The sequence below is a fragment of the Pseudomonas sp. CCI3.1 genome, assembly GCF_034313985.1.
In the GTDB taxonomy this organism is placed as follows: Bacteria; Pseudomonadota; Gammaproteobacteria; order Pseudomonadales; family Pseudomonadaceae; genus Aquipseudomonas; species Aquipseudomonas psychrophila.
Genome location: NZ_JAVIWO010000001.1, coordinates 1,496,712 through 1,509,560, shown reverse-complemented (window position 1 = coordinate 1,509,560; position 12,849 = coordinate 1,496,712). Strand labels below are relative to the sequence as shown.

11 protein-coding genes are annotated in these 12,849 nt (G+C 57.6%); 5 read left to right on the top strand and 6 right to left on the bottom strand.

Annotated features, from left to right (window positions below):
- Nucleotides 1–30: 30 nt before the first annotated feature.
- On the bottom strand, nt 31–1,323 hold the full coding sequence (locus tag RGV06_RS06930; RefSeq protein WP_019828731.1) for a putative porin: 1,293 nt from the start codon (nt 1,321–1,323) through the stop codon (nt 31–33).
- Between the two features lie 370 nt (nt 1,324–1,693).
- Here RGV06_RS06930 and RGV06_RS06925 point away from each other — a divergent pair, with 370 nt between their 5' ends.
- Entirely contained in the window at nt 1,694–2,818 is a 1,125-nt protein-coding gene (locus RGV06_RS06925; RefSeq protein ID WP_322149689.1) for a GNAT family N-acetyltransferase, read from the top strand.
- A gap of 18 nt (nt 2,819–2,836) precedes the next feature.
- Here the strand turns inward: RGV06_RS06925 and aqpZ are convergent, their stop codons facing one another.
- The 4 genes from aqpZ to RGV06_RS06905 all read right to left on the bottom strand — a co-directional run bounded on the left by aqpZ (nt 2,837) and on the right by RGV06_RS06905 (nt 7,344).
- Nucleotides 2,837–3,538, bottom strand: coding sequence for an aquaporin Z (gene aqpZ, locus RGV06_RS06920; RefSeq protein ID WP_019828733.1), 702 nt, complete (start codon nt 3,536–3,538; stop codon nt 2,837–2,839).
- 200 nt (nt 3,539–3,738) lie between these two features.
- On the bottom strand, nt 3,739–5,571 hold the full coding sequence (locus RGV06_RS06915) for an ABC transporter ATP-binding protein (RefSeq protein ID WP_322149688.1): 1,833 nt from the start codon (nt 5,569–5,571) through the stop codon (nt 3,739–3,741).
- A 123-nt stretch (nt 5,572–5,694) separates the two neighbouring features.
- Nucleotides 5,695–6,258, bottom strand: coding sequence for a peptidylprolyl isomerase A (locus tag RGV06_RS06910; RefSeq protein ID WP_019828735.1), 564 nt, complete (start codon nt 6,256–6,258; stop codon nt 5,695–5,697).
- A gap of 162 nt (nt 6,259–6,420) precedes the next feature.
- A complete protein-coding gene (locus RGV06_RS06905; protein WP_019828736.1) occupies nt 6,421–7,344 on the bottom strand; it encodes a LysR family transcriptional regulator in 924 nt (307 codons plus the stop codon).
- A gap of 155 nt (nt 7,345–7,499) precedes the next feature.
- On the opposite strand from RGV06_RS06905, the gene RGV06_RS06900 reads away from it, so the two are divergent.
- The 3 genes from RGV06_RS06900 (at nt 7,500) to RGV06_RS06890 (ending at nt 9,823) form a co-directional block, all read left to right on the top strand.
- Nucleotides 7,500–8,099 carry an FMN-dependent NADH-azoreductase gene (locus RGV06_RS06900; protein WP_019828737.1) on the top strand — a complete coding sequence of 200 codons (600 nt, stop codon included), beginning with the start codon at nt 7,500–7,502 and terminating at the stop codon, nt 8,097–8,099.
- A 261-nt stretch (nt 8,100–8,360) separates the two neighbouring features.
- A complete protein-coding gene (locus RGV06_RS06895; protein WP_019828738.1) occupies nt 8,361–9,221 on the top strand; it encodes a carboxylate/amino acid/amine transporter in 861 nt (286 codons plus the stop codon).
- A 41-nt stretch (nt 9,222–9,262) separates the two neighbouring features.
- Nucleotides 9,263–9,823: an RBBP9/YdeN family alpha/beta hydrolase gene (locus tag RGV06_RS06890; protein ID WP_019828739.1), complete on the top strand. Its 561-nt coding sequence runs from the start codon at nt 9,263–9,265 to the stop codon at nt 9,821–9,823.
- Between the two features lie 123 nt (nt 9,824–9,946).
- On the opposite strand, the gene RGV06_RS06885 is transcribed toward RGV06_RS06890, so the two are convergent.
- The gene (locus RGV06_RS06885; protein WP_019828740.1) at nt 9,947–11,233 is read right to left on the bottom strand and encodes a mechanosensitive ion channel family protein; all 1,287 of its coding nucleotides are present in this window, start codon (nt 11,231–11,233) and stop codon (nt 9,947–9,949) included.
- A 192-nt stretch (nt 11,234–11,425) separates the two neighbouring features.
- Here RGV06_RS06885 and RGV06_RS06880 point away from each other — a divergent pair, with 192 nt between their 5' ends.
- Nucleotides 11,426–12,772: a DEAD/DEAH box helicase gene (locus RGV06_RS06880; protein ID WP_019828741.1), complete on the top strand. Its 1,347-nt coding sequence runs from the start codon at nt 11,426–11,428 to the stop codon at nt 12,770–12,772.
- The last annotated feature ends 77 nt before the right edge of the window (nt 12,773–12,849 follow it).

Sequence of the window (12,849 nt, the reverse complement as noted above, 5' to 3'; positions counted from 1 at the left end):
TTGTTACGTGAAACGCTTTGTCATTGGATCTTAGAACTTGGCTTCCAGGTCCAGCTGCAAGGTGTTGGCCTTGGCATCTTTTTGCGTGGACGTTACGTAGTCAGCCTTGGTCAGGAAGTAAGTCAGGCCGACACCAAAGTTCTTGTCGATTTCGTAACCCACTTTGAACTTGTGACCGCGCGAACCAGTAGTACCGTTGGCGAAGTCAGAGTCGGTGAAGGCGCCGACCACTGCGTTACGCTGAAGGTCGCGGTAGTTGTAGTCCAGGCTGAAGGCGTTGAGCTTGCTCTTGAAACCCACCAGCCAGGCGTCGTCCTGGTCGCTGTCGGTGGCTGCGTTGTGTACGTACTGGCCGTACAGCGACAGAGGCAGCGGCAGGTTGGCGATATCGACCTGGCCGAAACCTTCGTACAGGCGGAACTCGCTGGTGCTGTTGCCGTTAACGGCCAGGGCGCAAGGGGTCGTCTTGGTCCCGGTGGCAGGGCAGGCGCTGTCCTTGTCATTGTCGTAGCTGTAAACGCTACCGCCCAAGGTAACTTTCAGGCTGTCGGTGGGTGCGAATTTTGCACCCAACTGACCTGCGTATAGACGCAAGTCATGACGAAATTGCACGCCGTCGCCGTCGACGTTGTCCTTGAGGGTGTAGTAACCGGCGCTACCGAACATTTCGACGCCGCTGTTACCCAGATTGTGCTTGTAAGTGGCAGCCAGGCCTTCCGGGTTGATATCACTATCCCAGATCACATCACCCATGCTGACCCAGGGCTGTGCCATCTTGCCGGCGATCAAGTGCAGGTCCTTGACGGCGGTCGGGTGGTAGTCGATGAAGGCCATGTCCAGCCACAGCTGCTTCTTGTCGAAGTAGTTGTCCAGATCCTGGTTGGTGGAGCGCGCATCGTCGCCGCCGCCTGTGGCGATACGGATACCGGTGTTCACTTGCGGATTGATTTCGGTGTAGGCGCCCAGACGGGCACGAATGCGCTGACGGTCCTTGTTCTTGCCATCGGACTCGCCGTCGATCTTGATGTTTTCGTGACGAACCCGGACATCCCCCTTGAGTTCGGTTTTGGCTGCCCAGGCGACTTTTTGTTCAAAGGCGGTGAGGTCGGATTTTTTGACCTGATTGGCAGCAGCTTCTTGCTTGGCTTGATTCTCACTGGCGAGTTCGGTTTGCAGTTCGGAGTATTGGGCCGGCGAAATGGAACCGTTGGCTTTAAGCATTTCGAGCAGTTTGGCATCGACCGCAGCGCTGGCCGGAACGCTCATGGCCAGTACCAGGCCACCACACAGTCCAGCCGCAACCCGTGTAGAAACAAAACGCATTGTGAATCTCCCAGTGCTGAGATGGCCCTAGCCACCCCAATAAAAATCGGCCCTTAGCGGGCTCACGTTAACGAGGCTTGGGTGTGTCATGAGCGTGTTGGCAAACAGGTCACTCATAACCTCGTGATCTAAGAAGCGGCGCCAGTATCGCGGCTGGATATGACAGAAAAGTGGCAGTCTGATAGCAAGTCCGTGACACTCGCTGACCGCGCTGCAGAGGCCAGAAAACCTGTTGGAGCCGGGTTTGCTCTCAAAGACCTCACCGCAAGATGCGCGGCAAACCGTTGCGCCTGTATCGCCGGCAAGCCAGCACCCACCTGGGTTGCGGTGCTACCATCGCGGCTCACATGCCACGCTCCGGGGACTCTCAATGCCGTTACAACGACTGGACAGCCTGTCCGCTATCACCGCTCAGGAATGGGATGCGTTGGTGCCGGTGGAGCAGCCGTTCTTGCGGCATGCCTTTCTCAGTAGTCTGGAAGACAGTGCCTGCCTGGGCCCGCATTCCGGTTGGCAGCCCGAGCACTTGCTGCACTATGAAAACGGGCGGTTGCAGGCGGCGTTGCCGAGCTACCGCAAGTGGCATTCCTACGGTGAGTACGTGTTCGATCACGAGTGGGCGCAGGCCTGCGAGCGGGCGGGTATCGAGTACTACCCCAAGCTGTTGACGGCAATCCCGTTCAGCCCGGTCAGCGGTCCCCGTTTATTGGCCGCCAGTGCCCAGGACGGGCTTGAGTTGCTGGCCGCTTTGCCCGGCTATCTGGAGATAGAAGGGCTGTCCAGCGCGCACATCAATTTCACCGACACCCTGGCCGATACGGCCCTGGCGCAACAGCCCGGCTGGATGCAGCGGCTCGGTTGCCAGTTTCATTGGCAGAACCGTGAGTACCGCGACTTTCAGGACTTTCTGGATGCCTTGAGTTCCCGCAAGCGCAAGCAGATGCGCAAAGAACGCGAGCAAGTGGCCGGGCAGGGGTTCGAGTTCGAATGGCTGGAAGGCCAGCAGGTCACTGAGGCGCAATGGGATTTTGTCTACGCCTGCTACGCCAACACCTACGCCGTACGGCGACAAACACCCTACCTGACGCGAGCGTTTTTCAGCTTGCTGGCCGAGCGCATGCCCGAGTCGATTCGTGTCGTGCTGGCCAGGCAGGGGCCGACCCCGGTAGCGATGGCGTTCAGTCTTATCGGTGGCGACAGCTTGTATGGGCGTTACTGGGGATGCCTGGCCGAGTTTGATCGCCTGCATTTCGAGACGTGCTTCTATCAGGGTATGGATTACGCCATTGCTCAGGGTATCAAGCGTTTTGATGCCGGCGCTCAGGGCGAGCACAAACTGATCCGCGGTTTTGAACCGGTGATCACTCACTCATGGCATTACCTGCGCCATCAGGGCCTGAAATCCGCCGTCAGTGACTTTCTGCAGCGTGAGCGGGTCGGGGTGCTGGCGTATGCAGAAGAGGCGAGGTCGGCGCTGCCCTATCGTCAGGCCTGATCCTCGCCATTTCGGTTGTCAGTCGTCCTGCTTGCCCAGCCATCGATAGGTCAGTGCGCCAAGGGTTGCGCCCACCAGGGGGGCCAACCAGAACATCCACAGCTGTTGAAGTGCCCAGCCGCCCACGATCAGGGCCGGGCCTGTGCTGCGAGCCGGGTTGACCGAGGTGTTGGTGACCGGGATAGCGATCAGGTGGATGAGCGTGAGCGCCAAACCTATGGCGATCGGGGCGAAACCTGCCGGGACTCGCTTGTCAGTGGCACCCATGATGATGAGGATGAACATGGCCGTCATTACCACTTCGCATACCAGCCCTGAAATCATCGAGTAGCCACCGGGGGAATGGTCGCCATAGCCATTGGCTGCCAGGCCGCTGGCAGCCAGATCAAACCCGGGTTTGCCGCTGGCAATGAAGTACAGCAGTGTGGCGGCAATGATGCCCCCCAGTACCTGGGCCACGATGTAAGCGGGTAGCTCTTTTGCAGGGAATCTGCCGCCCACCCACAGCCCGAACGACACGGCGGGGTTCAGATGACAGCCGGATATATGGCCGATCGCGAATGCCATGGTCAGTACGGTAAGGCCAAAAGCCAGTGCGACCCCCAGCAGTCCAATACCAACGTTGGGGAAAGCCGCAGCGAGTACTGCGCTGCCACAGCCGCCAAGAACCAACCAGAAGGTGCCTACCAACTCGGTTGCTGAACGTTTGAGCAAGGTCATGTGAAGGTCCCGGATAGATAAATCTATCGAGCAATTGAAGCGGCGTAGCGTCCTGCGATTAACAACAGAGCTCTCCCGAGCCCTGATTTAAGTACAGCACTCGCCCGGGTTTTTTCCAGCGCCATAAAAAACGCCAGAGCCCTTTAAAACCGGGCGCTGGCGTTGTGTTTCACGGGCTTTACAGGTGCCGGTTGTAGGCTTCAGTCGATGCCTACAAAACCACCTGTTTGATGTTGCCAAAGGCGGGCGTACAGACCTCCCTGGGCGAGAAGTTCGCTGTGGGTTCCGGTTTGAGCGATATGGCCGTTTTCCAGCACCACCAGACGGTCCATGCGGGCGATGGTTGAAAGGCGGTGAGCGATTGCAATCACGGTCTTGCCTTGCATCAGGGTTTCGAGGCTTTCCTGAATCGCAGACTCGACTTCGGAGTCCAGTGCCGAGGTGGCTTCGTCCATGATCAGGATCGGTGCATTTTTGAGCAGGACCCGTGCAATGGCGATCCGCTGGCGTTGACCGCCAGACAGTTTGACCCCGCGCTCGCCCACGTGGGCGTCAAACCCGGTGCGGCCCTGAGCATCGGACAGCAGCGCAATAAATTCATCGGCCCGGGCTTTGCGCACGGCTGCCCACAGTTCTTCGTCGGTAGCGTCCGGTTTGCCATAGAGCAAGTTGTCGCGGATCGAACGATGCAACAGCGAGGTGTCCTGGGTAATCATTCCGATCTGTTCGCGCAGGCTCTCCTGGGTTACTTCAGCGACGTTTTGATCGTCGATCAGGATACGACCGCCTTGCAGGTCATACAGGCGCAACAAGAGGTTGACCAGCGTCGACTTGCCCGCACCGGAAGGTCCGATCAGGCCGATTTTTTCACCGGGTTTGATCACCAGATTGAGGTCGCTGATGATGCCGCTGCGTTTTCCATAATGGAAATCGACGTGCTCAAAGCGCACTTCGCCACGGCTGACCGTAAGGCGGGGTGCCTGTTCGCGGTCTTGGACGGCGATGGGTTGTGCAATGGTTTGCAGGCCATCTTGCACCATGCCGATGTTTTCAAAAATGCCGTTGACCACCCACATGATCCAGCCGGACATGTTGACGATACGGATGACCAGACCGGTGGTCAGGGCGATGGCACCGACGCTGATAAGCGACTGGCTCCACAACCACAACGCCAGGCCGCTTGTGCTGACGATCAACAGGCCGTTCATGGTGGTGATCGTCACGTCCATGCTGGTGACTACGCGGCTGGCCAACCGGGTTTTTTCGGTTTGCTCGATAATGGCTTCGCGGGCGTACTGCTGCTCAAAATGGGTGTGGGCAAACAGCTTCAGGGTCGTGATGTTGGTGTAGCCGTCGACAATACGGCCCATCAATTTTGAGCGCGCATCGGAAGACACCACCGAGCGCTCTTTGACCCGGGGGACGAAGTAGTAAAGGGCGCCGATGTAGCAAAGGATCCAGGTCAGCAACGGAATCATCAGGCGCCAGTCGGCTTCGGCAAACAGCACCAGTGAGCTGATGGCGTAGATCAACACGTGCCACAGGGCATCGACCGCCTGCACGGCCGAGTCGCGCAGCGAGTTGCCGGTTTGCATGATGCGCTGGGCAATGCGCCCGGCGAAGTCGTTCTGGAAGAAGTTGAGGCTTTGCTTGAGCACGTAGCTGTGGTTCTGCCAGCGGATCATGCTGGTCATGCTCGGGCTCAGGGTCTGGTGCACCAGCAGGTCATGGAGGCCGAAGAACACCGGGCGGATGATCAGCGCGACTACGGCCATCCAGATCAGTTCGCCGCTATGGACCTTGAAGAATTCGGTGTTGGGTGTGCCCTGGGTCAGGTCAATCAGCGTGCTCAGATAGCTGAACAGCGAAACTTCGATCAGTGCCGCTATCAGGCCGATCACCAGCAAGGCGGCAAACATGGGCCAGACTTGACGCAGGTAGTAGAAGTAAAACGCCCAGACGGTGCTGGGAGGAGCGGCAGAGGGGGCTTCGCGGAATATATCGATCAGTTGTTCGAAACGGCGGTAAAGCATGGGCACTGACGCCCGCAGCGCGGGCTCTCCTTTAGTTGACGTTACCCCTCCCGTAGCAGTTGCTTCGTTCCTTCGGCAACTGCTACGGGGCACAGGTCAAAGCTCCCTGCAGTGTGCAGCCTGTCAGTCGATACGTTTGGCCGACTTTATCAGCACCGGGTCGATTGGCACATTCTGCATGCCTTGTTTGGTGGTGGTTTGCGAGTTGACGATCTGGTCAACCACGTCCATGCCATTCACCACCTTGGCGAATACGGCGTAGCCGGCGTCACGGCCCGGGTCCAGGAACGCGTTGTCTGCCACGTTGATGAAGAACTGGCTGGTGGCAGAGTTAGGGTTGGAAGTGCGGGCCATCGACAGCGTGCCGCGCACGTTATGCAGGCCGTTGCTGGCTTCGTTCTTGATCGGGTCGCGGGTCGGCTTTTGCGCCATCTGCGAAGTGAAACCGCCGCCTTGCACCATAAAGCCCGGGATCACACGGTGAAAAATGGTGTTGTTATAGAAGCCGCTGTCCACATACTTGAGAAAGTTGTCAGTGCTGATCGGAGCCTTGACCGGGTCCAGTTCGATTTCAATCTTGCCGAAGCTGGTGTCCAGTACGACATGAGGTGCCTTGGACGTGTCGGCAGCCATTAGGTTGGCAGCGAACAGCATGGCGCCAGCGGCAAGTGCAATTTTTTTAAGCATGGCTCAGTGATCCTGAAAAGTGGGGTGACTGTTCAATGCCACACAGGCAGTAACGCCAGGTGCGTTGAACCAATGCCCGTGCCACATCCGTTAGTGGCGGATGCTCACGGGCGGCGGGTGTTGGACAGGATATTCTCGAATCGGGTTCCTGCCCACTGATCTTCACGCTTGCTGTGGCGCGGCAAACGGCGCATCCAGCGGTGCCGTGTCAAAAGTTTGCAGCAGTTCGACCAGGATTTGTGTCGCCGGGCCCAGCGGTTTGTCCTTGTTGGCGTACAGGAAAAACACCGGATGACGGTTACCACCCTGGTTGAGGGGCAACGGCTTCAGGACACCTTCCTTGAGTTCTCGCTCGATCATGTGCCGTGGCAACCAGGCAAAGCCCAGCCCGCTGCCCACAAAGGCGGCCGCCGTCGCCAGGCTGCCGACGGTCCAGCGCTGTTCTGAGCCGAGCCAGCCCACGTCACGGGGTTGTTGGCGGCCGGAGTCACGAATCACCACTTGCAACTGGCTTTCGAGGTCCTGGAAATGCAGTTCGCGTTGCAGGCGATGCAAGGGGTGCTCGGGGTGGGCCACGGCCACAAATTCGACGGTGCTCAACTCGGTGCCCAGGTAGCCGGGAATATTGAAGCTGCTGATGGCCAGGTCAGCCACGCCTTCGAGCAGGACTTCTTCGACGCCGGACAATACCTCTTCGCGCAGGCGCACGCGGCAACCACGACTTTGCGGCATGAAGGCGGTCAAGGCGCGCACCAGTCGTGCATTGGGGTAGGCCGCGTCGACGACCAGCCGGACCTCGGCTTCCCAGCCTTGCTCCATATGGTGGGCGAGGTCTTCGAGCTGACTGGCCTGCTTGACCAGTTGCCGTGAACGGCGCAGCAACACGCCGCCCGCCTCGGTAAGCACCGCCTTGCGCCCATCGATCCGCAGCAGCGGCACGCCGAGTTGATCCTGCATGCGGGCCACGGTGTAGCTGACAGACGACTGCGAACGATGGAGTACTTCTGCGGCTTGAGCAAAACCGCCGTGGTCGACCACCGCTTGCAGGGTGCGCCATTGATCAAGGGTCACGCGGGGCGCTTTCACGATGAATTCCTCTGAATTGGAGTGGTTGCAGGATACCGTTAAACAACAGGTTTATAGATAGGTTGTAGCAAATTAATGCGCTTTTTTATCGAGTTGATGCTCTCTATTCTTTACTCCATCGCCTTACCGTATTTACAGATGGAGTCTTATCCGCCATGTCCAACGTTCTGATCATTGAAAGCAGCGCCCGCCAGCAGGACTCATTCTCACGACAGTTGACCCGGCAGTTCATCAGTCAGTGGCAAGCGGCGCATCCGGCTGATCAAGTGACCGTTCGTGACCTGGCCCTGGCCCCGGTGCCGCATCTTGACGCCAGTCTGTTGGGCGGCTGGATGAAGCCAGAAGGGCAACGCAATGCTGACGAACAGATTTCCCTGCAACGTTCCAACGAGCTCACTGATGAGCTGCTGGCAGCTGATGTGCTGGTGCTGGCGGCCCCCATGTACAACTTTGCGATCCCGAGCACGCTCAAGGCCTGGCTTGATCATGTATTGCGGGCTGGGGTGACCTTTAAATACACCGAAACCGGTCCTCAAGGACTGCTGGTCGGCAAGAAAGCATACGTTTTGACTGCGCGGGGCGGGCTATATGCGGGTAGCACCTCGGACCATCAGGAACCCTATCTGCGTCAGGTCATGGCTTTTATCGGCATTCACGATGTGACCTTCATTCATGCAGAGGGCATGAACCTGGGCGGTGACTTCCAGGAAAAAGGTTTAAACCAGGCCAAGGCAAGACTGTCTGCAATTGCATAGGCTGTTAATCGACAGATAATCGCAGGATGGCTTAATCGTTTCATTGCTCCTTCAAGCATGCGGTTCGCGCATCGAACCTCCCTTTGCACTTTTTTGAGTGCTCGTACCCGATCAGCCCTTGCGCCGGATCGGGTTTTTTTTTGCCCGCTTTTTGCGGGGTGATGGTCAAGGCTGATGAAAAACCGCTAAGGTCGCGCACATTCTTATGGGTTCACGGGCGTTTTACCGCGAAGCTATTTCGACTTTCTGAGCGAGAGATTCATGGGCTATCTGTTGTTTGTCACCTTGATTCAGGCGTTTTCCTTCAGCCTGATTGGTGAGTATCTGGCGGGGCACGTCGACAGTTACTTTGCGGTACTGGTACGCGTAGTCCTGGCGGGGCTGGTGTTTATTCCGCTGACGCGCTGGCGACAGGTCGAACCCGGCTTCATGCGCGGCATGTTACTGATCGGGGCCTTGCAGTTCGGCATCACCTACGTGTGTCTGTACCTGAGCTTTCGGGTGCTGACGGTGCCTGAGGTGTTGCTATTCACCATCCTGACACCGTTGCACGTGACATTGATCGAAGACGCTCTGAACCGGCGTTTTAACCCCTGGGCGCTGGTGGCGGCACTGGTGGCCGTGGCGGGTGCCGGGGTGATTCGCTTTGACAGCATCAGCCCGGATTTCTTCAAGGGATTCTTGTTGCTGCAACTGGCCAACTTCACCTATGCAGCCGGGCAGGTCTTGTATCGTCGTCTGGTGGCCCGTTACCCGAGTGATTTGCCCCATTACCGGCGCTTTGGTTTCTTTTATCTTGGCGCTCTGGCGGTGGTGTTGCCGGCATTCATGCTGTTTGGCAAAGCCAACTTCCTGCCTGAAGCGCCCTTGCAGTGGGGCGTGCTGGTGTTTCTGGGCCTGGTGTCGACGGCCCTTGGCCTGTACTGGTGGAACAAAGGCGCCTGCATGGTCAGTGGAGGCACTCTGGCGGTGATGAATAATCTCCATGTGCCGGTGGGCCTGTTGCTCAACCTGTTGATCTGGAACCAGCATGAGCCTCTGGGGCGACTGTTCATCGGCGGGCTGGTGATTGTCCTGGCCGTCTGGATAAGCCGGCTAGACCGCAGGGCTGTGACGGTCTAAGGTCAATCACAGTCCATCTAGCGCCTTAAGGGAGAGTCGGAATGACAGTCAGGGTGTTGATCTTGCCGGGCCTGTTCAATTCAGGAACAGAGCATTGGCAATCTCACTGGGAACAGCACTACAGCGGGCTGCACCGGGTCAAGCAGGAAAACTGGGAGACCCCCGTTTGTACGGATTGGGTGCAGAACCTGCAGAAAAAGATCACCAAAAGCGAGCGGCCCGTCGTGCTGGTGGGCCACAGCTTGGCGTGTACGCTGATTGCCCGTTGGGCGCTGCAGTACCCCAAAGAGGCAAGGCGTGTACGCGGGGCGCTGTTGGTCGCGCCCAGCGACACCGAAGCCGACAGTTACCCGGCCGGCACAACGGGTTTTAGTCCGATGCCGCTCAACACCCTACCTTTTGATGCAATCACTGTCGCCAGCACCAACGACCCGTATGTGACTCAGGAACGCGCCAGCGCCTTCAGCGATGCCTGGGGCAGTGAACTGGTGTGGCTGGAAAATGCCGGGCACATCAATGGTGAAGGGGGCTATGGCAACTGGCCGCAGGGGATCGAGTTGCTGTTCAAGCTCACTGGCGACCCTCAGTTCAAGCAAGCCTGAACTCATGCTGTGGCCGCTTGGGTTGACGGGATCTGTGGGAGCGGGCTTGCTCGCGATGGCATCACCCTGTTTCTCTGGAGCATCGTGTTGCCCGAATCGCTAGAAGGCCCGCCCCCACCAGGTTCAGTCGTCTTCGGGCAGCGCCAGCGGAGTTTGCAGCTTGCTCAGCAGCCCTTTGCGCAGGTCATTGCCGCTCGGTTGCTGGTACATGCTGAGTCCGAATTCGGGGAGTACTGACAGCAGATAGTCAAAAATATCGCCCTGGATCTGCTCGTAATCACTCCAGACCGTGGTCCGGGTAAAACAGTACACCTCAAGTGGCACGCCCTGTGGCGTGGCTTGCATTTGGCGAACCATGCAGGTCATGTTGGGCTGAATGTCGGCATGGCTTTTCAGGTAGGCCAAGGCATAGGCGCGGAAAGTCCCGATGTTGGTCATGCGGCGACGGTTGGCAGACATTGCCGCAACATTGCCTTGGGCTTCGTTCCAGCTTTTGAGCTCTGCTTTCTTGCGATGAAGGTAATCGTTCAGCAGGTGTACCTGTTCCAGACGCTGTTCCTGCTCATCGGTCAAGAAAGCAATTTCAGAGGCGTCAATAAACAGGCTGCGCTTGATTCTGCGCCCGCCGGACTGCTGCATGCCGCGCCAGTTTTTAAACGATTCGGACATCAGGCGCCAGGTCGGGATCGACACAATGGTTTTGTCGAAGTTCTGCACCTTGACGGTGTGCAAGGTGATGTCGATCACATCGCCATCGGCGCCGACCTGCGGCATCTCGATCCAGTCGCCCACGCGCAGCAAGTCATTGCTGGTCAGCTGCACGCTGGCTACGAACGACAGCAGTGTGTCTTTGTAGACCAGCAAAATGACCGCAGACATCGCGCCCAGACCGGAGAGCAACAGCATCGGTGAGCGATCAATCAGTGTTGCAACGATGATGATTGCGGAAAACACATACAGCAGCATTTTAGTCAGCTGAATGTAGCCCTTGATCGGTCGGGTCTTTGCGTAGTTGGTACGCGAGTAAATATCGAGCAAGGCATCCAGTAGTGAGCTGATCACCCGGGTGAGCACAAAAATGGTAATGGCCAGCGCCAGGTTGCCGAGGAAGTGGCGACCGTTGTCGCTCATGTCCGGCACCAGATTGCGCCCGAACTGCACCATCAGGGAGGGGGTCAGTTGCGCCAGACGATGAAACACTTTGTGTTCGCGTAAATCGTTGATCCAGTGCAAGGCCGGCTGACGGCCCAGGATTTTGGTCACGCGCAACACGATGATGCGTGCGATATGACCGGCAAGCAGGGCAATGCCCACCAGAACGATCAGACCCAACATGGCGCTGACCCAGGGATGTTGATCCAGGTTGGCCCACAGGGTCTGGATTTGGGTCCAGAGTGGTTGAGTTTCCATAAGCTAAAACGATATCCCAGTAATAAATGGCCATGGGATTAGAGCACTTCAGAGCAATTTATGGGCCCTGGTTGGACTAAAGACCTTAAAAAACCATTTGTTTCATGCCGTTCGTGCAAAGTAACTCGGCCTTGGCGCTCGAAACCGTTACTCTATGCCGCTGATTTTTTGTATTTCTTCGAGGTAGCACCCGTGTTTTCCGATTTCGCCCTGCACGAACGCCTGCTTAAAGCTGTGGCCGAGCTTAAATTTGTCGAGCCTACGCCTGTGCAAGCAGCGGCCATCCCGCTCGCGCTCGAAGGGCGTGACCTGCGGGTTACAGCTCAAACCGGGAGTGGTAAAACTGCCGCTTTCGTACTGCCGATTCTGAATCGTCTGATTGGTCCAGCCAAAATCCGCGTAAGTATCAAAGCGTTGATTTTGCTGCCGACCCGCGAGCTGGCACAACAAACGCTCAAGGAAGTTGAGCGCTTTTCGCAGTTCACGTTCATCAAGTCCGGCCTGATCACCGGCGGTGAAGACTTCAAGGTCCAGGCCGCCATGCTGCGCAAGGTGCCGGATATCCTGATCGGCACCCCGGGTCGTTTGCTGGAGCAACTGAACGCCGGCAACCTCGACTTGAAAGAAGTTGAAGTGCTGGTACTCGACGAAGCCGACCGCATGCTCGACATGGGCTTCTCCGAAGACGTTCAGCGTCTGGTCGACGAGTGCCCTAATCGCCAGCAGACCATGCTGTTCTCGGCCACCACCGGTGGTTCGGGTCTGCGCGAGATGATCGGCAAGGTGCTGAACAATGCCGAGCACTTGCAGCTCAATCAGGTCAGCCAGCTGAACGCAACGACGCGTCAGCAAATCATCACGGCCGACCACAACCAGCACAAAGAGCAAATCGTTAACTGGTTGCTGGCTAACGAGACGTATCAAAAAGCTATTGTTTTCACCAATACCCGCGCCATGGCAGACCGTATCTACGGTCGTTTGGTCGCTCAGGACTACAAGGCGTTTGTCTTGCATGGTGAGAAAGACCAGAAAGATCGCAAATTGGCCATCGATCGCCTGAAGCAGGGCGGCGTCAAGATTCTGGTGGCTACTGATGTTGCAGCCCGTGGTCTGGACGTTGAAGGCCTGGATCTGGTGATCAACTTCGATATGCCACGCAGCGGCGACGAATACGTACACCGTATTGGTCGTACGGGTCGTGCGGGTAACGAAGGCCTGGCGATTTCGTTGATCTGCCACGGCGACTGGAACCTGATGTCCAGCGTTGAGCGCTACCTGAAGCAAAGCTTCGAGCGCCGCACCATCAAGGAAGTCAAAGGCGTTTACGGCGGTCCGAAAAACGTTAAGGCCTCGGGTAAAGCTGTTGGTGTGAAGAAGAAGAAAACTGACGCCAAGGGTGTCAAGAAGAAGTCGGGCGCCAAGGCACCGACCAAGCGCAAAATAGCCAACCGCCCGAAGACCGACGCCCTGTCGCTGGTCAGCAAGGACGGTATGGCTCCGCTCAAGCGCCGTAAGCCAGAAGCGCCGGCTGCTGAATAAAGCGCAGGTGTAACTCACAAAAAACCCGGCCAGTGCCGGGTTTTTTGTTGCCTGCAAAACCGCGGGCTGCCACCGCG